Origin of the sequence: Campylobacter vulpis (assembly GCF_014217995.1) — a bacterium.
In the GTDB taxonomy this organism is placed as follows: domain Bacteria; phylum Campylobacterota; class Campylobacteria; order Campylobacterales; family Campylobacteraceae; genus Campylobacter_D; species Campylobacter_D vulpis.
Genome location: NZ_CP041617.1, coordinates 1,162,036 through 1,179,869 on the forward strand (window position 1 = coordinate 1,162,036; position 17,834 = coordinate 1,179,869).

Below are 17,834 nucleotides of genomic sequence, written 5' to 3' on the forward strand. Positions count from 1 at the left end.
CTCTTGCTTAACGAACTTTTAAATGCCCCAAAAGATGCTCCTGTTTTTTTAAGCCCTAAACTTGAAGAGGAATTTGTGCTAAAAGCTTATACAGCGGGGCTTTTTCCCTGGACAACTAAGCCTGTTAATTGGTGGTGTCCTGATCCTAGATGCGTGCTAGAACCTCATCAAATTCATATTCAAAAAAATATGAGAAAATCCTTAAATCTTTATGAAATTAGACTAGATTTTGACTTTTTAGCCCTTATCACACTTTGCAAAAATGCAAGAATTAGAAGTTGGATTGATGAAGAATTTATAGAAATTTACCATAATCTTTTTAAAAAAGGTTATGCACACAGCCTCGAACTTTATGAGAAAAATGAGCTTGTAGGCGGAATTTATGGGCTAATTATCGGTAAAATGTTTTTTGGAGAAAGTATGGTAAGCCTTAAAAAAAACGCCTCTAAAATCGCTATAATAAAGCTTTGTGAGCTTTTGGCGCCTTATGATTTCTTAATTGATTGTCAAGTGCATAATCAACATTTAGAATTTATGGGGGCAAAAAATATCAGTCGCAAAGATTTTTTAAAAATCCTTGATGAAAAATGCCAAAGTTCGAGTGGCTTTAAGAGTTTCAAAGACTTGCTTTAAACCTCCTTTTAATTTTAAAATTTCTAAAATAGCTTTTAAACTTTATATATATTAACTAACTAAACTTTAGCTATATAGACTAAATTAAATTAAATAATTTTTTTTAGTCTATACTTGACAAAATAACACTAAATGTTATATAATTATCCTAGCAATTAAAAAAGAGAGTGCTAATTTTAAGGAAAGTAGAGTGATGAAAAGTCGAGATAAGCGAGAATTGATACTTGAGTCTATCATTGAAGCCTATTTGTTAGATAATACACCCATAGGCTCAAATGAACTTAATTCAAATCTTTGCATTCCCGCTTCGACAATAAGAGTGTATCTTAAAAGACTAAGCGATGAGGGCTTAATTACTCAAATTCATATTAGTAGTGGTCGCATTCCTGCAGTAAAGACAATGCAGACTTATTGGCAAAATGAACTAAATATGCGTGAAGAATTACAAATAAAAAATGTCGATTTTTTACGCACCTTAAGCGAGGAATTTGAAATTTATTGCCTTGCTTATGAGGGGCGTGAGTTAATTTTAAAAGAAATTTTGAGTTTAAATAATCGCTTTATTATTTTAGATTTTGGGGCAAATGAGTTGGCTTTAAAATATCAAAACGAAAGTTATAAATTTCTTAAAAGTCTTGTGGGGCTTAATATTTTTGATATAGAAAATATAGCTATAAAGGTGCATTTTTACGAGTTAATAGAAAAAATTTCTACTCTTAAAAAAAGTTTAACTTGTTATAGGGCAAATGAAAAAAAAGCTTATCAAATCTATCAAAATGATGCATTTGTTAAGCTTTTGGACTGCGAAATTCACAAGTATTTTAAAGAGAATTTGCAATTTCAACCCTTATTTAATGAGGGCTATATGGGGCTTAAAATCGATGCGGATTTTTTAGGTAAGCAGGTTAATCTCATATTTGCGGGTAGTGTTTATACAAATTATAAAAAAATCCTAAAACAAATCAAGGAGGTAGCGTGAGCGAACAAAACGAAGAGAAAATAGAAGAACAAGTTGAAGAAAATCAGCTTGAAAACGAAACAGAAGAAAAAGATTTTGAAGCAGAATATAATGCTTTAAAAGATCAGTATTTAAGAGCGAATGCCGAATTTGAAAACATTAAAAAGCGTCTTGAAAAAGAAAAAATAAACGCTATGACTTATGCAAATGAGGGCTTTGCCAAAGATTTGCTTGATGTCTTAGACGCCTTAGAAGCGGCAGTTAAAGTGGAAGCAAATGATGAAGTGAGTTTAAAAATCAAAGAAGGAGTGCAAAATACTTTAGATTTATTTTTAAAGAAGCTTGAAAAGCACGGGGTTAAGGAGATAGAGGCGGCTTGTGAGTTTGATCCAAATTTACACGAAGCTATGTTTCATTTACAAAGCGATGAGCATCAAAGCGGAGCTGTGGTGCAAGTGCTTCAAAAGGGCTATAAACTCGGCGAAAGAGTAATTAGACCTACAAAAGTTAGTGTTGCAAAATAAATTAAATAAAGGATAAAAAATGGCAAAAGTTATAGGTATAGATTTAGGAACGACAAATTCTTGTGTCGCTGTGTATGAGAGAGGAGAAAGTAAGGTTATCCCTAATAAAGAGGGCAAAAATACCACTCCTTCTGTTGTTGCTTTTACAGATAAGGGTGAAGTTTTAGTAGGTGATAGTGCCAAGCGTCAAGCGGTAACTAATCCTGAAAAAACCATTTATTCTATTAAAAGAATTATGGGTTTGATGATTAATGAAGATGCTGCAAAAGAGGCTAAAAATCGTCTGCCTTATCACATCACAGAAAGAAATGGTGCGTGTGCGATTGAAATTGCGGGTAAAATTTACACCCCACAAGAAATTTCGGCTAAAGTTTTAATGAAGCTTAAAGAAGATGCAGAAGCCTTTTTGGGTGAAAGCGTGGTTGATGCTGTTATTACAGTGCCTGCGTATTTTAATGACGCACAAAGAAAGGCAACAAAAGAGGCTGGAACCATAGCAGGACTTAATGTTTTAAGAATTATTAATGAACCTACTTCTGCAGCTTTAGCATATGGGCTTGATAAAAAAGATAGTGAAAAAATCGTTGTGTATGATTTGGGTGGGGGAACCTTTGATGTTACCGTGCTTGAAACAGGTGATAATGTGGTCGAAGTTTTAGCCACTGGAGGTAATGCCTTTTTGGGTGGTGATGACTTTGATAATAAACTCATCGACTTTTTGGCAGAGGAATTTAAAAGCGAAAATGGCATAGATTTAAAAAACGATGTAATGGCTTTACAACGCCTTAAAGAAGCCGCAGAAAACGCTAAAAAAGAATTAAGCTCGGCTAATGAAACAGAAATTAATCTTCCTTTCATCACAGCAGATGCTTCAGGTCCTAAGCACTTGGTGAAAAAAATCACAAGAGCAAAATTTGAAAGTATGATAGAGAAGCTTGTAAGCGAAACCATTACTAAAATCAATGAAGTCGTTAGCGATGCGGGACTTAAAAAAGACGAAATTAAAGAAATCGTTATGGTCGGCGGCTCTACGCGTGTGCCTTTGGTGCAAGAAGAAGTGAAAAAAGCTTTTGGTAAAGATTTAAATAAATCAGTCAATCCTGATGAAGTTGTAGCCATAGGTGCAGCAATACAAGGAGCGGTTATTAAGGGTGATGTGAAAGATGTATTGTTACTAGATGTAACACCTCTTTCTTTAGGAATAGAAACGCTTGGTGGTGTGATGACTAAAATCATAGAAAAAGGCACAACCATACCAACTAAAAAAGAACAGGTTTTCTCCACAGCAGAGGATAATCAAAACGCCGTAACTATCAATGTCCTACAAGGAGAGAGAGAATTTAGCCGCGATAATAAAAGCTTAGGAAATTTCAATTTAGAAGGAATCCCACCAGCTCCACGCGGTATGCCACAAATCGAAGTTACTTTCGATATTGACGCTAATGGGATTTTAACCGTTTCAGCTAAAGATAAAGCCACAGGCAAGGCACAAGAGATTAAAATCACTGGCTCAAGTGGCTTAAGTGAAGAAGAAATTAATAATATGGTCAAAGACGCCGAACTTCACAAAGAAGAAGATAAAAAGCGTAAAGAAGCGGTAGAAATGAGAAATCAAGCCGATTCTCTAGCCCATCAAGTGGAAAAATCTTTAAGCGAACTTGGCGAAAAAGTCGCAGAAGATGATAAAGCTAACATACAAAAAGCCCTTGATGACTTACGCGAAACACTTAAAAATGAAAACGCAAGCAAAGAGGAAATCGAAGCTAAGATGAAGACTTTAAGTGAAGTTTCTCACAAATTAGCCGAAAATATGTATAAAAAAGATGAAAGTGGCGATAAAAAGAAAAAAGATGACGATGTCATAGATGCTGAAGTTGAGTAAGCTTAAAGCCCTAAAATGATTAGGGCTTTTCTACCCAATTTTAAACTTTTTGTGTTACAATCTCTCCTTAAAAAATTTAAGGAAAACAATGAAACTTCTTCTCATAGGCTCTTCCACAGGGGGACCAAATCAACTGAAATTTTTACTCAAAGACCTACATATTAAAAACACTTGCGTTGTCATTGCTCAGCATATGAGTAGCAATTATCTCTCCTCTTTTGTCAATAAATTTAACGAGGAAAGTGTCAATGAAGTGCGTTTGCTTGAGGATAAAGAGCTTTTAGCTAACAAAATTTACATTTGTGCGAAAAACACCATTCTCACAGGAAACCTCTCTTTGATGGCTTTATGGCAAGATGTTCAAAGTAGTTTTAAACCTAGTGTCGATTTGCTTTTTCATTCTGCTGTGGAACTAGCCAAAACAAATAAAATTCTAGCCGTTATCCTCACTGGAATGGGCGATGACGGCGCTAAAGGACTACTTGAGCTTTATAAGGCTGGAGTGAAATGCCTATGCGAAAATGAGACTGATAGTGTCGTCTATGGTATGCCAAAAAGAGCAAAGGATTTAAATCCTAACCTAAGACCGATGAGCTTAAAAGAAATCAAAAGCGAAATTACTCGCTTCATAGAGGAAAACTAATGCAAATAAACAAAGAAGAAAAAATACACTTTAGCGACCTAGAGCTTAACGAATTTATCAAAATCATCAATGAACTTAGCGGTATGGATATACAAGATAAAAAAACAACCCTATCGTTAAAACTTCCAAGCTTTCTTCAAACTATGAAAATTAAAAATTTTGCTGAATTTTTAGCAAAAATTAAAGTCAATAGAATTCTAAGGCAGGAAACCTTAGACTTTATAACCATAGGAGAAACATATTTTCATAGGGAATTAGCACAACTTAAGGATATCGCTTTTTACATTAAAAGTTTAGATAAACGAACAAGCGTTTTAAGTGTGCCTTGCAGTAGTGGAGAGGAAGTATATTCTATAGCGATGCTAGGAGCACAACACTGCATTAAAGATATGTATGTCGTGGGTGTGGATATTAATTCTAAAGTAATAGAAAAAGCAAAGCTTGGAAAATATCAAGGCAGAACCTTGCAAAATCTAAGCGAACACGAAAAAAGAAAATTTTTCAAAGAAGACAATGGGATTTATACCATTAACAAAAATGAGCTTTGTCCTTGCAAATTCACTCTTTGCAATGTTTTTGATAGTGCTTTTATGCAACTCGGAAAATTTGATATTATCATATCAAGAAATATGATTATTTATTTTGATTATGACTCCAAGCTTAAGCTTTTAGAACGCTTTTATAGTCTTTTAAGTGATGGAGGTAGGCTTTATGTGGGAAGTGCAGATTTAATCCCAGAAAATGTTTATTTCAAAAAAGTCTTTTCCGCTAGAGGAACTTATTATGAAAAAATTTAATTTTAAATTTGTTTCAAAAAGTTACATTGTAAAATTTCAAATTGCTAATTTCAGCTTTTTTTGTAAAGAAAAATATTAGAATTTCTTAACTTAATGTTTCAAAAAGGAAAAACTTGATTGAATTAAAAAATGTTAATAAATACTATGGTAAGCACCATGTTTTAAAGGATATTAACCTTACCATAAAAGAAGGTGAAAAACTCGTCATTATAGGACCAAGTGGGAGTGGCAAAAGCACCACTATACGCTGTATGAATGGACTTGAGGAAGTAAGTTCCGGCGAAGTTATCGTTAATAATCTTGTTTTAACGCACAAAAATAAAACTGAAATTTGTAGAAAATATTGTGCTATGGTTTTTCAGCATTTTAACCTTTATCCACATATGAGCGTTTTAGAAAATTTAACCCTTGCACCGATAAAATTGCAAAAAAAGAGTAAAAAAGAAGCAGAAGAAACGGCATATCATTATCTCAAAGTTGTAGGACTTGTCGATAAGGCTAAAGTTTATCCCGCTACGCTTTCTGGAGGACAGCAACAAAGAGTTGCCATAGCAAGAAGTCTTTGCACGAAGAAGCCTTATATCTTATTTGACGAGCCAACTTCAGCACTCGATCCTGAGACTATACAAGAAGTTTTAGATGTGATGAAAGAAATTTCTCATCAAAGTAATACAACTATGGTTGTAGTAACTCACGAAATGGGTTTTGCGAGGGAAGTAGCAGATCGCATTATCTTTATGGAAGATGGTGCCATAGTCGAGGAAAATATCCCTGCCGAATTTTTTAAAAATCCTAAAACAGAAAGAGCCAAGCTCTTTTTAGGCAAAATTTTACAGCATTAAACCAAATTTGAAAGGAGAAAAAATGGTTTTAAAAAATTCTTTACTTAAGTTGGCAACCCTTGCCCTAGGAGCAGCTCTTGCTTTCACTTCAGCAAATGCTGGAAAATTAGAAGACATTAAGGCTAAAGGCACTTTAGTCGTGGGCGTTAAAAATGATGTTCCACATTATGCTTTGCTTGATCAAAAAACAGGCGAAATTAAAGGCTTTGAAGTCGATGTTGCTAAAAAATTAGCTAAAGAAATTTTAGGTGATGAAAACAAAATTAAACTTGTCGCTGTCAATGCTAAAACAAGAGGACCTTTACTAGATAATGGCACTTTAGATGTGGTAATTGCGACCTTTACCATTACCCCTGAAAGAAAGAAAATTTACAATTTCTCAGAGCCTTATTACCAAGATGCTATCGGTTTGCTAGTCTTAAAAGAAAAAGGTTATAAATCTCTAGCCGATATGAAAGGTGCTAAAATAGGAGTAGCACAAGCTGCTACAACTAAAAAAGTTATAGGTGAAGCAGCAAAAAAAGCTGGAATAAGCGTAAGCTTTAGCGAATTTCCAGATTATCCTAGCATAAAAGCAGCTCTTGATGCTAAAAGGGTTGATGTATTCTCTGTGGATAAGTCTATTTTGCTAGGTTATGTTGATGAAAAAAGTGAAATTTTACCGGATTCTTTTGATCCACAAGATTATGGCATTGTTAGCAAAAAAGACGATAAAGAATTTGCCACATTTATCAATAATTTTGTAGGTAAAAATAAAACAGACATTGACGCATTAGCGAAAAAATGGGGCTTATAAAATGAGTGAGAGTGTAGGCTTTGTAGCTTGGCTAAGGGAGTTTTTTAACTCCCTTGGACTTTATGATGAAGAAAGCATAAGTCCTTTTGCCCTATGGAAATTCCTAGACACACTAGAACAAACACAAACTTTTATAGATGGTTTTATCTATACGCTACAAGTGAGTGTTTTGGCTTTATTTATAGCAGTTGTTTTTGGCACCATAGGTGGTGTTATGGCAACAAGCAAAATAGCCGTGCTTAGGGCTTACACTCGAATTTATGTAGAAATTTTTCAAAATACTCCTTTAGTCATACAAATTTTCTTTTTATATTATGGTTTGCCGCATTTAGGGATTAATTTAGACCTTTTTACCATAGGTGTTTTGGGCATAGGAGCTTATCACGGTGCTTATGTAAGCGAAGTTGTAAGAAGTGGAATTTTAGCTGTTCCAAAAGGACAATTTGAAGCCTCCGCTTCGCAAGGCTTTACCTATACGCAACAAATGCGTTATATCATCGTGCCACAAACAATCAAAATTATTCTCCCTCCTATGAGTAATCAAATGATAAATCTCATCAAAAACACTTCTGTGCTTTTAATTGTGGGAGGTGTAGAACTTATGAGCACAGCAGATAGCTATGCGGCTGATTATGGCAATTATGCACCTGCGTATATTTTTGCGGCATTTTTATATTTTATCGTATGTTATCCTTTGGCATATTTTGCAAAATTTTATGAAGAAAAACTTAAAAAAGCTCATCTAGCGAGGTAAAAATGAACGAAGTTTTTAACGCTCAAAATATCAATTTTTTAATGCAGGGCTTAACCCTTACACTCAAAATTGCTCTTGCAACCTGTGTGATTTCTATACTTTTTGGCACTTTTTTAGCTATCACAAAAAATTATGGCGATAAACTAAGTCGTTTTTTGGCAAGTGTCTATATTGACATTTTTAGAAATACCCCTCTTCTGCTTTGGATGTTGGCGGCTTGTTTTGTTTTGCCCGTATTTTTTGGGCAGTTTCCTCAAGCTTTTTGGGGGACGATAGGTTTTTCGCTCTACACTAGCTCGGTTATGGCTGAGATTATACGCGGAGGCTTAAATTCTATCCCAAAGGGGCAGTTTGAGGCGGCGTATTCTCAAGGATTTGGTAAATTTTTTACACTTTTTTACATCATTTTACCTCAAGCCTTTAGACGTGTCGTCCCCTCAATGCTTTCTCAAATCATCACAACCATCAAAGATACAGCTTATCTAGCAGGACTTGGCATAGCAGAGCTTACCTATAAATCTAAAACCATTTTAGCCAATCTTAGAAGTTTTGAGGAAATTTTAGCCATTATAGGGTTTGTGGCTGGAATTTATTTTGTCATTTGTTTTTCCCTCTCTATGCTTGTGCGTTATTATGCAAAAAAAACTGCTTACGCCCATTAAATTTTTATGGGCTTTTTAGCTAAATTTTAATAAAATTAAGCCTTAAATATTTAAACAAGGTTTATTATGCGTGGTTATAAAATTTTTTCAGGTTCAGCAAATTTGGAATTTGCCAAACAAATTTCTAAGTATTTATCTCTACCTTTAAGTGATGCGGGAGTTAAGCGTTTTAGCGATGGAGAAATTAGTGTCCAAATCGATGAAAGTGTGCGTGGAAAAGATGTCTTCATCATACAAAGCACTTGTGCTCCAGCAAATGATAATTTAATGGAACTTCTTATCTTAACAGATGCTCTGCGTCGCTCAAGTGCGAATTCTATTACGGCGATTATCCCTTATTTTGGCTATGCAAGACAAGATAGAAAGGCAAATCCTAGAGTGCCTATAAGTGCAAAACTTGTAGCGGATTTAATCGAAGCTGCTGGGATTGATAGGGTTGCTACTATCGACTTGCACGCTGGACAAATTCAAGGTTTTTTCAATATCCCAGTAGATAATCTTTATGGGAGTATAGTTTTTAATGATTACATTAAGTCTAAGCATTTGAAAAACGCCGTAGTGGGAAGCCCTGATATAGGTGGCATAGCAAGAGCTAGAAGTGTGGCTAAAAAATTGGGGCTTGACATCATCATCGTAGATAAAAGAAGAGAAAGAGCCAATGAAAGCGAAGTGATGAATATCATAGGTGATGTTAATGGCAAAGATGTTGTTTTAGTTGATGATATTATTGATACAGCTGGCACCATAGTCAAAGCTGCAAAAGCCTTAAAAGAAAAGGGAGCAAATTCGGTTATGGCTTGTTGCACTCACGCTGTTTTAAGTGGTGAAGCTTATGAAAAAATTGCGAAAGGCGACTTAGATGAGCTTGTCATCACAGATACTATTCCGCTAAAAAAAGAACACGAAAAAATTAAAGTCTTAAGCGTAGCACCCATTTTTGCAGAAGTAATACGCCGCGTTTATCATAATGAAAGCGTGAATTCTCTATTTATTTAAGATGGATTGCGAAAAAATTTTAACTAAAATTCAGTCTTTTATCCAAGAAAGAGTCACAAAAGCAAAAGCAAAAGGCGTCATTTTAGGACTTAGTGGAGGTATTGATTCTGCTTTGGTAGCAACCTTATGTAAGAGAGCGTTAAAAGATGAAGTTTTCGCTCTTTTAATGCCAACAAAACATTCAAATAAAGCAAATTTAAAAGATTCTTTAAGGCTTTGTGAAAGCTTAAATTTAAAATACAAAATCATCAATATAGAAGCAATTTTACAAGCTTTTCTAAAAGAGAGCGAAATGTTAAATAAAATTCGCACAGGAAACTACGCCGCAAGGATAAGAATGGGTCTGCTTTATGACTATTCTGCATTTAAAAATTATCTTGTCGTTGGCACTTCAAACAAGAGCGAATTGATGCTAGGATATAGCACAATTTATGGGGATTTAGCTTGTGCCTTTAATCCCATAGGTGGGCTTTATAAAAGCGAAATCTACACCCTTGCAAAATACCTAAATTTAGACGCAAATTTTTTGCAAAAAGCCCCTTCGGCTGATTTATGGGAAAATCAAAGCGACGAAGAGGATTTGGGCTTTTCTTACGCTTTAATTGATGAAGGACTAAGAGCCTTAGAAAAAAATGATACCTTACAAATTTCTAAACTAAATCCTTGCCTAATTTCTATGTTGCAACAACGCATTAAGCAAAATGCCTTTAAAAGAGAAATGCCTCCTATTTTATGCTTAGATGAGTTTTTATGAGTTGGCTTGAGCGTTATTTTTTTAACCCCTCCTTTTTTCAAAAATGCCTTGCTTTTGCACTTTTACCCCTAAGCTTTCTTTATGCTTTAATTGCGATTTTAAATACCAAATTTCGTTCTCAAGTCGATTTTAAAAAACCAATTATTAGCGTGGGAAATTTAAGCTTTGGAGGTAATGGAAAAACTCCTCTTTGTAAGGCTATTTCAAGAGAATTTGAGGGCGTTTTCATCGTGCTTAGAGGTTATAAGAGAAAAAGCAAGGGTTTAATCCTAGTCAAACATCAAAACAACATTCTTTGCGAAGTCGCTCAAAGCGGCGATGAAGCTATGGAATATGCCTTTTGTGAGAGCATAGAGGGTGTGATAGTCAGCGAGGATAGGATTAAGGGCATAAAAAAAGCTTTAAGGCTTGGTGCGAAAGTCATTTTGCTTGATGATGCTTTTTCCAAATTTCACATTAAAAAATTTGATATTTTAGTCGAGGGTAAGCCTCTGCCCTATTTTGATTTTACTCTACCAAGTGGAGCTTATAGACTGCCCCCTTATTTTAAAAAAAAGGCAAATTTTATAGCGAAGGAAGGAGAGGAATTTTACCGCTATTCTTTTGTAAAAGAAAATGTTAAAGCCATTTTGGTTACAGCGATTGCTAAGCCGTATAGACTTAATGAGCATTTTGATAAGGCTAGAGCTTGCTATTTTTTCAGCGACCATCATCATTTCACAAAAGAAGAGCTTGAAAATTTACTCAAAAAACATCATTGCCACACTTTAATGCTGACTTTTAAAGACTATGTTAAGATTAAAGATTTTGGCTTTAAGTGTGAAATTATAGAATTAAATGTAGAATTAAGCGAAAATTTTAAAGAACAATTGAAAGCTTATGTGAGGAGTTTTGATGCGATTGGTTGAAAGTCAAGATGCAAATTTTAGTGTAGATTTTAAAGAAGCTTTAATACACCCAAGCACTCCACAAGGGGGGCTTTACACTCCCGCTTTTCTGCCTAAATTTAATGGCTATGCTTATAAAAAGCTATCTTATAAAGATTTTGCACTAGAGCTTATTAAAAGCTTTGAATTTGGTTATGAAGAAATTTTTGAAAAAGCCTTAAAAAGTTATGATAAATTTGACGATAAAAGCTGCCCAATTACTTTGCAAAAAATAAATGAAAAACTCTATATCAACGAACTCTACCACGGACCCACAAGAGCTTTTAAAGATATGGCTTTACAACCTTTTGGAGTGCTACTTAGCAAATTTTGCAAAGATGAAAAAATTTTAATTTTGTGTGCAACAAGTGGCGACACAGGTCCAGCGACTTTAAAAAGCTTTGAAAATATCCCAAACATTAAGGTTGCTTGTATATATCCAAAAGATGGGACAAGCTTAGTTCAAGCTTTGCAAATGAGAACAATGAAGGCTAAAAATTTGAAAGTTTTTGCCATCAATGGTGATTTTGACGAAGCACAAAAAACGCTTAAAAATCTCCTCGCAAAGCAAGATTTTAAAACAAATTTAAAAGATTATCAGCTTTGTGCGGCAAATTCTGTCAATTTTGGACGCATTTTATTTCAAATTATTTACCACTATTATGCCGCTGTTCAAATTGATAAAGAACTTGACATCATCGTGCCTAGTGGGAATTTTGGTAATGCTTTGGGAGCGTATTTTGCTAAAAAAATGGGAGCAAAAATTGATAAAATCAAAATAGCTTCTAATGCAAATAAAATTTTGAGTGAATTTTTTAATGAGGGCATTTATGATTTAAGAGGCAAAAAACTCATAAAAACAGCCTCTCCAGCTATGGATATACTCATTTCTTCCAACATAGAACGCCTCCTCTTTGACAAATTTAAAGATAAGAGAACAAAAGAATTGATAAGCTTACTTAAAAATCAACATTATTTTAAATTAAATCAAAATGAACTTGAAAGCTTAAAAGAAGACTTTGAGGCGGATTTTTGCACAGATGGAGAATGTATGCAATTTATCAAAAACTCAAAAACTCTCATTGATCCTCACACGGCAACTTGCTTCAAACTTTTAGACCAAAATAAAACACAAATTATAAGCTCTACCGCTGAATGGACTAAATTTACCCCAAGTATGATGAAAGCACTCTTTCAGCAAGAATGTAATGATGAAGAAAAAGATATGAAAACCATCGCTAAAGAATTTAAAGTAGGAATAAAGCCTGAAATTTTAGAACTTTTTAGGCAGCAAGAAGAAAAAGTGCAAGGCATAGAAAGTCAAGAAATCGAACAAGAAATTTTAAGGTGGATAAAACAATGATTATTATACCAGCTAGACTCAAATCAACGCGTTTTAAAGAAAAAATTCTTTGTGATATAGGCGGTGTGCCTATGTTTATCGCTACGGCAAAAAGGGCTTCTTTGGTCGATGAAGTGTGTATTGCCGTGGATGATGAAGTGGTGGGGGAAATCGCAAAAAAACACGGCTTTAAGGTTGTTTTAACAAGTCAAAAACACGAAAGCGGAACAGATAGAATTAACGAGGCTTGTCAAATTTTATGCTTAAAAGATGAGAGTATCATCATCAATGTCCAAGCAGATGAGCCTTTCATTGAGATAGAAAATTTAAAATATTTTAAGGAATTTAGCGAGGCTTGTTTAGACAAAGAAGCATTTATGGCAAGCTGTTTTAAGAAAATTAGCCAAGAGCAAGCAAAAGACCCCAATTTAGTGAAAGTTTTATGTGATAAATTTGGCTTTGCACTTTATTTTTCAAGAGCAAAAATTCCTTTTGAGAGGGAAAGTTATGAAGAGGATTTTAAGGGGCATTTGGGAATTTACGCTTATAGTGTAAAAGCTTTAAGAGAATTTTGCACATTTGAAAGCTCAAATCTTGAAAAGGCTGAAAAATTAGAACAACTAAGAGCTTTAGAAAATGGTAAAAAAATCAAAATGCTCGAAATTTCAACACAAAGTATAGGCATAGATACAAAAGAAGATTATGAAAAAGCCCTTAAAATTTATGGTAAGCAAAATGATAATTAATAAAACTTAAGACATTTTATCTTTCAGTTTAACAATGCAAAACAAATATGTGTTAAAATGCTTTTAAAGTTTATTGAGTATAATCCTTATTTTGTAAATAGTGTAAAAATTGCATTTTATGATATGAAAAAGGGTTTTGAAAATCTAAGTAGGAGTGGATGATGAGTGAATTCTCAGTTGAAGAAGCACAGCACAATAAAGGTGCAAAAATCAAGGTAATAGGCTGCGGTGGTGGTGGTGGTAATATGATTAATCATATGGTCAAAATGGGACTTAACGATCTAGATCTTATCGTAGCCAACACTGACGCACAAGCAATTTCTAATTCTTTAGCGAAAACAAAAATTCAACTAGGCGAGAAAAAAACAAAGGGTTTAGGTGCTGGAATGCTCCCTGAAGTGGGTGCAGAAAGTGCTAGAGAAAGCTTTGAAGAGGTCAAAGCGTCTTTAAGTCAAAGCGATATCGTTTTTATTGCTTCAGGCTTTGGTGGAGGCACGGGTACAGGTGCAACTCCAGTCATCGCACAGGCAGCTAAAGAGATAGGTGCTTTAACAGTTTCTGTTGTAACTATGCCTTTTACTTTCGAGGGTAAGCAAAGAAAAAAATTAGCCGAAGCAGGACTTTTAGAACTCAAAAAAGAAAGCGATTCTATTCTTGTTATTCAAAATGAAAAACTCCTTAGTATTATCGATAAAAAAGCAGGCATTAAGGACGCTTTTAAACTTGTTGATGATATTTTAGCACGTGCTGTCAAGGGTATGACATCTATACTTTTAGATAATGGCGATATTAATGTGGATTTTGCCGATGTAAGAACAATTATGGGGCACAGAGGCTTGGCGTTAATGGGTGTAGGAAGTGCAAGTGGTGAAAACGCCATAGAAGAAGCTCTCACTAATGCTATGGAATCTCCACTGCTTGATGGTATGGATATTAAGGGTGCAAAAGGTGTAATTTTACACTTTAAAACAAGCTCAAATTGCTCTTTAATTGAAATTTCATCTGCCGCAAACAGCATACAAGAAGTTGTTGATGAAAATGCTAAAATTATCTTTGGCACGACAACTGATGATAGTATGGAAGATAGAGTGGAAGTTACTATTATCGCAACAGGCTTTGAAGATAAAGTGCAAGAAAATGAAAAAACACGCAATGAAAACGCTCCTAAAAAAAATCCTTACCTAAACCTTAGAAAAGTCAGTGGCGGTTATGATGAAGAAATAATGAATCAGTTAGAAACTCCCACTTGGTACCGTAGGCAAATGGATTGATGAGCTAATTCATCAATCCCTCCTTTTTTAATTAAGTATTATTCTTATATAAAGTCTTAAGATTATCATAAGCGATTTGAATTTTTTCAAACTGCTCTCTACAATATGCCCTTTCTATTGCACTTTTATTTTGTTGAAAATCTGGATGATAAAGTTTAACTAACACAAGATATTTTTGACGAATTTCACTTAAATCATTTTGTGGGGTGCATTCTAGTATGGAAAAATAATTATTAAAAAGTTTAGCTAAGGCGTTAAATTTCCACTTCATATTTTCAGCTTTGTGAATATTTTGACGAAAATTTTTATATTCTTCCTTATCAATATTGAAATCAACACAATATTTTAAATGCTCACTCTCATCTGCAAAAGCCTCAAAAAGCTCCAAAGTGCTTTCATCTTGATACTGCAAATTTACAATATGTAAAGCTTCATCATATTCTTTAAAATGCTGTTTAAAATAATTTTTCATATAGGCGATGAAAAGTTTTTCATTAGAATTAAATTGCATTAAAATGTTTTTTCCACAAAAGCTTATTTTGATGTAAAGCATAGGTCTTAGAGTATTATTTTGCTCAAAATTTAATTTAAAAGTCTTAAAATGCGCATCTTTTAAATCTATGCTTTCATTATGACTTTTGCGATATTTTTGATCAAGAAGCTTTAAAAAATAGCGTCTTTGAGGAATTTCATTTTCCTCAAAAAAAGAAAAAATTTTATTCTTTCTTCCTATAACTTTAGTAAAATTTTTTGTAATCAAATCTTTAAAATAACAAAAAATGGAAATATCATCTGTATTTACATTAATCGTCTCTAAAGTTTGCACAACTTGCATCATCATACTCCCATAAAGGTAATTTTTCACAAGGCATACTCGTGCCTCTTAAAATTTCTCTAGGTGTATAATCGGCTTTATAAGATAAAGATTGACACTTTTTTACAAAATATCCTAAATAAATATATTTTAAATTTCTTTTTTTTGCAAGTTTTATTTCGCTCAATAAAGAAAATTTTCCCAAAGAAAAATCCCTATAATCTGGGTCATAAAAGCAATAAATGCTCGAAATTCCCCCATCAAAAATGTCAATTAAATCCACACAAACTAATTTTTCATCAATATAAAAATCAAGCTCATAAGCAAAGTCCATAGCTCCATCAACATACAAATTAAAATATTTATGAAAATTTAAATCATATCTTTTCCACGCTCTTTTTTTTTCCATAAAGCGGTGGTATTTATCATATAAAAAAAGGTGTTCATTGCTAATTTGTGGAGCTTTTAAAATAATTTTAGTCTTTTCATTTTTACGGATTACTCTTCTTTGACTCTTACTAAATTTAAAACTATCCACCAAAATTCTCATACTCAAGCACTCCTCACACCCCTCACAAATAGGACGAGAAAAATAACAGCCAAAACGCCGCCACCCCCTATAAATAAGCTCTTCGTTTAAGGATTTTGGACAATGTTCTATAAATTTATACTCCGTCCTTATTTTTCTATCTTTAAGATAAGGACAGGTTTCCTCTAAGGTGCAAAAACCGATTTCTCGCATTAAATTTTCTTAATATCTGCGTTTTTAAACCATTTATCAAATTCATTACAAAGCTTTTCTTCCTTTAGAAAAATAGCTCTTAATTCCTCTTCTTCATTTTTAATTTTTAACTCCTCATTTTTTTCTTTAGCTACGCCTTCTAATTCGTTATTTTTAAAGCTAGCTCCACTTTTTTGCGTTTTATTTTTCACGCTTTTTTGCTCTTGCATTTGTTTTTTAATATCCTTAAGGCTTTCTAAAAAATCCATCATTTCCTACTTTCTCTAATCTTTTTCAAAGTCGCCGCTATGGCTGCAACGACTTCTTCTTTATTATCTTGATGTCTATCCTCAGTATTTGCCAAAAGCTCATCTAAATGTGTTTCTATAAAAGAAGTATCAAAATATCCTCTTCTAAATTCACGCGTTTTGGTAATGGCGATTAAAAAAGGTATAGTCGTTCTAATATCATCAATCACAAATTCCTTCAAAGCACGCTCAAGCTTATTAACAGCTAAATCATAACTCGTCGCTTTAATAATAAGCTTTGCAAGCATAGAGTCATAAAAAGGAGGCACAACATAATCCTTATAAATATGACTATCCACTCTCACAGATGGTCCTAAAGCTGGGTAATACTCGCCTATTTTACCCGGACTTGGAATAAAATTTTTCCATACATTTTCAGCCGTAATTCTCACTTCTATGGCAAAACCTCTTGGTTTAATATCACTTTGCTCTAAATCCAAAATTTCCCCATCAGCAATGCGAATTTGACGCACAATTAAATCCACACCCGTAACCTCTTCTGTTACAGGATGTTCAACCTGAATTCTCGTATTCATCTCCATAAAATAGAACTGATTATAATCATCTAGCAAAAACTCAATCGTTCCAGCATTGGTATAACCCACAGCCTTAGCCGCAGCCACAGCAGTAACCCCCATAGTCTTACGCAAATTTTCAGATATCCCCGGACAAGGCGCTATCTCTACGACCTTTTGATGACGCCTTTGGATTGAGCAATCTCTTTCACAAAGGTGGATAATGTTGCCATAATTATCGCCCAAAACTTGAAATTCGATATGACGCGGATTGACAATGTATTTTTCCATAAAAACTTCATCATTATTAAAATATGCCAAAGCCTCTCTTTTACAAGATTCAAAAGCATTTTCAAGTTCTTCTTCTTGATGCACGACACGAATTCCTCTGCCGCCACCTCCACCTGAAGCCTTTAAAATCACAGGGTAGCCTATTCTCTCAGCTTGTTCTTTAAGCTGGGCTAAAGAAAGATCATTTAATTTTTCTGTCCCCGGCACGACAGGAATGCCATTTTTCATCATTAAATTTCTAGCAATATTTTTATTACCCATTTTATAAATCACTTCAGATTTTGGACCTATGAAAATGATATTAGCCTCCTCGCAAGCCTTAGCAAATTCATAATTTTCGCTCAAAAACCCATAGCCTGGGTGGATCGCATCTGCTCCACAAGCCTTAGCAATTTCAATAATCCTAGCAATATCTAAATACCCCCGTATCGCATCTGTGCCTATTCTATAAGCCTCATCAGCAATTTTAACATGCAAACATTCTCTATCAGGCTCTGTAAAAACAGCCACACTTTTAATATATAAATCTCTACAAGCACGAATTACACGCACCGCTATTTCTGCACGATTTGCAATGAGAATTTTTCTTATCTTAATCATCAAAACCCCTCAAATAAATTTATTAATTCTAGCAAAATAAGTTTAAAAATTCGTGTTAT

The 17,834-nt window shown here is 34.0% G+C and carries 20 protein-coding genes; 16 read left to right on the forward strand and 4 right to left on the reverse strand.

Annotated features, from left to right (window positions below; all coding sequences use genetic code 11):
* Positions 1–3: 3 nt before the first annotated feature.
* The 16 genes from aat to ftsZ all read left to right on the forward strand — a co-directional run bounded on the left by aat (position 4) and on the right by ftsZ (position 14,526).
* Positions 4–633 carry a leucyl/phenylalanyl-tRNA--protein transferase gene (gene aat, locus CVULP_RS05970; RefSeq protein ID WP_099460750.1) on the forward strand — a complete coding sequence of 210 codons (630 nt, stop codon included), beginning with the start codon at positions 4–6 and terminating at the stop codon, positions 631–633.
* Positions 634–826: 193 nt separating this feature from the next.
* A complete protein-coding gene (locus CVULP_RS05975) occupies positions 827–1,612 on the forward strand; it encodes an HrcA family transcriptional regulator (RefSeq protein ID WP_099460812.1) in 786 nt (261 codons plus the stop codon).
* Complete coding sequence (gene grpE, locus CVULP_RS05980; RefSeq protein WP_099460751.1) at positions 1,609–2,115, forward strand: nucleotide exchange factor GrpE; 507 nt, start codon at positions 1,609–1,611, stop codon at positions 2,113–2,115. The genes CVULP_RS05975 and grpE overlap by 4 nt, the downstream gene beginning before the upstream one ends.
* A gap of 19 nt (positions 2,116–2,134) precedes the next feature.
* Positions 2,135–3,997 carry a molecular chaperone DnaK gene (dnaK, locus tag CVULP_RS05985; protein WP_099460752.1) on the forward strand — a complete coding sequence of 621 codons (1,863 nt, stop codon included), beginning with the start codon at positions 2,135–2,137 and terminating at the stop codon, positions 3,995–3,997.
* A gap of 88 nt (positions 3,998–4,085) precedes the next feature.
* Positions 4,086–4,640 (forward strand): CheB methylesterase domain-containing protein, encoded by a 555-nt coding sequence (locus CVULP_RS05990; RefSeq protein WP_099460753.1) that lies wholly within the window; start codon positions 4,086–4,088, stop codon positions 4,638–4,640.
* Positions 4,640–5,437, forward strand: a complete 798-nt coding sequence (locus CVULP_RS05995; protein WP_099506938.1) for a CheR family methyltransferase — start codon at positions 4,640–4,642, stop codon at positions 5,435–5,437. Before CVULP_RS05990 ends, CVULP_RS05995 begins: the two co-directional genes overlap by 1 nt.
* Before the next feature lie 113 nt (positions 5,438–5,550).
* Positions 5,551–6,279, forward strand: coding sequence for an amino acid ABC transporter ATP-binding protein (locus tag CVULP_RS06000; protein WP_099460755.1), 729 nt, complete (start codon positions 5,551–5,553; stop codon positions 6,277–6,279).
* 22 nt (positions 6,280–6,301) lie between these two features.
* Positions 6,302–7,075 carry a transporter substrate-binding domain-containing protein gene (locus CVULP_RS06005; protein WP_099460756.1) on the forward strand — a complete coding sequence of 258 codons (774 nt, stop codon included), beginning with the start codon at positions 6,302–6,304 and terminating at the stop codon, positions 7,073–7,075.
* Position 7,076: 1 nt separating this feature from the next.
* Positions 7,077–7,829: an amino acid ABC transporter permease gene (locus tag CVULP_RS06010; protein ID WP_099460757.1), complete on the forward strand. Its 753-nt coding sequence runs from the start codon at positions 7,077–7,079 to the stop codon at positions 7,827–7,829.
* A gap of 2 nt (positions 7,830–7,831) precedes the next feature.
* Positions 7,832–8,491 (forward strand): amino acid ABC transporter permease, encoded by a 660-nt coding sequence (locus CVULP_RS06015; RefSeq protein WP_099460758.1) that lies wholly within the window; start codon positions 7,832–7,834, stop codon positions 8,489–8,491.
* A gap of 66 nt (positions 8,492–8,557) precedes the next feature.
* On the forward strand, positions 8,558–9,487 hold the full coding sequence (locus CVULP_RS06020) for a ribose-phosphate pyrophosphokinase (protein WP_099460759.1): 930 nt from the start codon (positions 8,558–8,560) through the stop codon (positions 9,485–9,487).
* 1 nt (position 9,488) lies between these two features.
* Positions 9,489–10,241, forward strand: a complete 753-nt coding sequence (locus CVULP_RS06025; protein ID WP_099506939.1) for an NAD+ synthase — start codon at positions 9,489–9,491, stop codon at positions 10,239–10,241.
* Entirely contained in the window at positions 10,238–11,149 is a 912-nt protein-coding gene (locus CVULP_RS06030; RefSeq protein WP_099506940.1) for a tetraacyldisaccharide 4'-kinase, read from the forward strand. Before CVULP_RS06025 ends, CVULP_RS06030 begins: the two co-directional genes overlap by 4 nt.
* On the forward strand, positions 11,136–12,530 hold the full coding sequence (gene thrC, locus CVULP_RS06035) for a threonine synthase (protein ID WP_099506941.1): 1,395 nt from the start codon (positions 11,136–11,138) through the stop codon (positions 12,528–12,530). The genes CVULP_RS06030 and thrC overlap by 14 nt, the downstream gene beginning before the upstream one ends.
* Positions 12,527–13,255 (forward strand): 3-deoxy-manno-octulosonate cytidylyltransferase, encoded by a 729-nt coding sequence (kdsB, locus tag CVULP_RS06040; RefSeq protein WP_099506942.1) that lies wholly within the window; start codon positions 12,527–12,529, stop codon positions 13,253–13,255. The genes thrC and kdsB overlap by 4 nt, the downstream gene beginning before the upstream one ends.
* Before the next feature lie 161 nt (positions 13,256–13,416).
* Positions 13,417–14,526 carry a cell division protein FtsZ gene (gene ftsZ, locus CVULP_RS06045; protein WP_099460764.1) on the forward strand — a complete coding sequence of 370 codons (1,110 nt, stop codon included), beginning with the start codon at positions 13,417–13,419 and terminating at the stop codon, positions 14,524–14,526.
* Between the two features lie 31 nt (positions 14,527–14,557).
* Here the strand turns inward: ftsZ and CVULP_RS06050 are convergent, their stop codons facing one another.
* Genes CVULP_RS06050 through CVULP_RS06065 form a run of 4 tightly spaced genes read right to left on the reverse strand, consistent with a single transcriptional unit; the run spans position 14,558 to position 17,775 of the window.
* Positions 14,558–15,361 carry an adenylosuccinate lyase gene (locus CVULP_RS06050; RefSeq protein WP_099460813.1) on the reverse strand — a complete coding sequence of 268 codons (804 nt, stop codon included), beginning with the start codon at positions 15,359–15,361 and terminating at the stop codon, positions 14,558–14,560.
* On the reverse strand, positions 15,330–16,082 hold the full coding sequence (locus CVULP_RS06055; RefSeq protein WP_099506943.1) for an arginyltransferase: 753 nt from the start codon (positions 16,080–16,082) through the stop codon (positions 15,330–15,332). Before CVULP_RS06055 ends, CVULP_RS06050 begins: the two co-directional genes overlap by 32 nt.
* A complete protein-coding gene (locus tag CVULP_RS06060) occupies positions 16,082–16,330 on the reverse strand; it encodes a hypothetical protein (RefSeq protein WP_180753013.1) in 249 nt (82 codons plus the stop codon). The genes CVULP_RS06055 and CVULP_RS06060 overlap by 1 nt, the downstream gene beginning before the upstream one ends.
* Positions 16,330–17,775, reverse strand: coding sequence for an acetyl-CoA carboxylase subunit A (locus tag CVULP_RS06065; protein ID WP_099460767.1), 1,446 nt, complete (start codon positions 17,773–17,775; stop codon positions 16,330–16,332). Before CVULP_RS06065 ends, CVULP_RS06060 begins: the two co-directional genes overlap by 1 nt.
* Positions 17,776–17,834 lie beyond the last annotated feature (59 nt).

Excerpts from the sequence above, each read along its gene's own strand:
- CVULP_RS05975 (WP_099460812.1), top strand. The coding sequence starts at position 827 with ATGAAAAGTCGAGATAAGCGAGAATTGATACTTGAGTCTATCATTGAA.
- dnaK (WP_099460752.1), top strand. The coding sequence starts at position 2,135 with ATGGCAAAAGTTATAGGTATAGATTTAGGAACGACAAATTCTTGTGTC.
- CVULP_RS05990 (WP_099460753.1), top strand. The coding sequence starts at position 4,086 with ATGAAACTTCTTCTCATAGGCTCTTCCACAGGGGGACCAAATCAACTG.
- CVULP_RS05995 (WP_099506938.1), top strand. The coding sequence starts at position 4,640 with ATGCAAATAAACAAAGAAGAAAAAATACACTTTAGCGACCTAGAGCTT.
- CVULP_RS06005 (WP_099460756.1), top strand. The coding sequence starts at position 6,302 with ATGGTTTTAAAAAATTCTTTACTTAAGTTGGCAACCCTTGCCCTAGGA.
- CVULP_RS06010 (WP_099460757.1), top strand. The coding sequence starts at position 7,077 with ATGAGTGAGAGTGTAGGCTTTGTAGCTTGGCTAAGGGAGTTTTTTAAC.
- CVULP_RS06015 (WP_099460758.1), top strand. The coding sequence starts at position 7,832 with ATGAACGAAGTTTTTAACGCTCAAAATATCAATTTTTTAATGCAGGGC.
- CVULP_RS06020 (WP_099460759.1), top strand. The coding sequence starts at position 8,558 with ATGCGTGGTTATAAAATTTTTTCAGGTTCAGCAAATTTGGAATTTGCC.
- CVULP_RS06025 (WP_099506939.1), top strand. The coding sequence starts at position 9,489 with ATGGATTGCGAAAAAATTTTAACTAAAATTCAGTCTTTTATCCAAGAA.
- CVULP_RS06030 (WP_099506940.1), top strand. The coding sequence starts at position 10,238 with ATGAGTTGGCTTGAGCGTTATTTTTTTAACCCCTCCTTTTTTCAAAAA.
- thrC (WP_099506941.1), top strand. The coding sequence starts at position 11,136 with ATGCGATTGGTTGAAAGTCAAGATGCAAATTTTAGTGTAGATTTTAAA.
- kdsB (WP_099506942.1), top strand. The coding sequence starts at position 12,527 with ATGATTATTATACCAGCTAGACTCAAATCAACGCGTTTTAAAGAAAAA.
- ftsZ (WP_099460764.1), top strand. The coding sequence starts at position 13,417 with ATGAGTGAATTCTCAGTTGAAGAAGCACAGCACAATAAAGGTGCAAAA.
- CVULP_RS06050 (WP_099460813.1), bottom strand. The coding sequence starts at position 15,361 with ATGCAAGTTGTGCAAACTTTAGAGACGATTAATGTAAATACAGATGAT.
- CVULP_RS06055 (WP_099506943.1), bottom strand. The coding sequence starts at position 16,082 with ATGCGAGAAATCGGTTTTTGCACCTTAGAGGAAACCTGTCCTTATCTT.
- CVULP_RS06060 (WP_180753013.1), bottom strand. The coding sequence starts at position 16,330 with ATGGATTTTTTAGAAAGCCTTAAGGATATTAAAAAACAAATGCAAGAG.
- CVULP_RS06065 (WP_099460767.1), bottom strand. The coding sequence starts at position 17,775 with ATGATTAAGATAAGAAAAATTCTCATTGCAAATCGTGCAGAAATAGCG.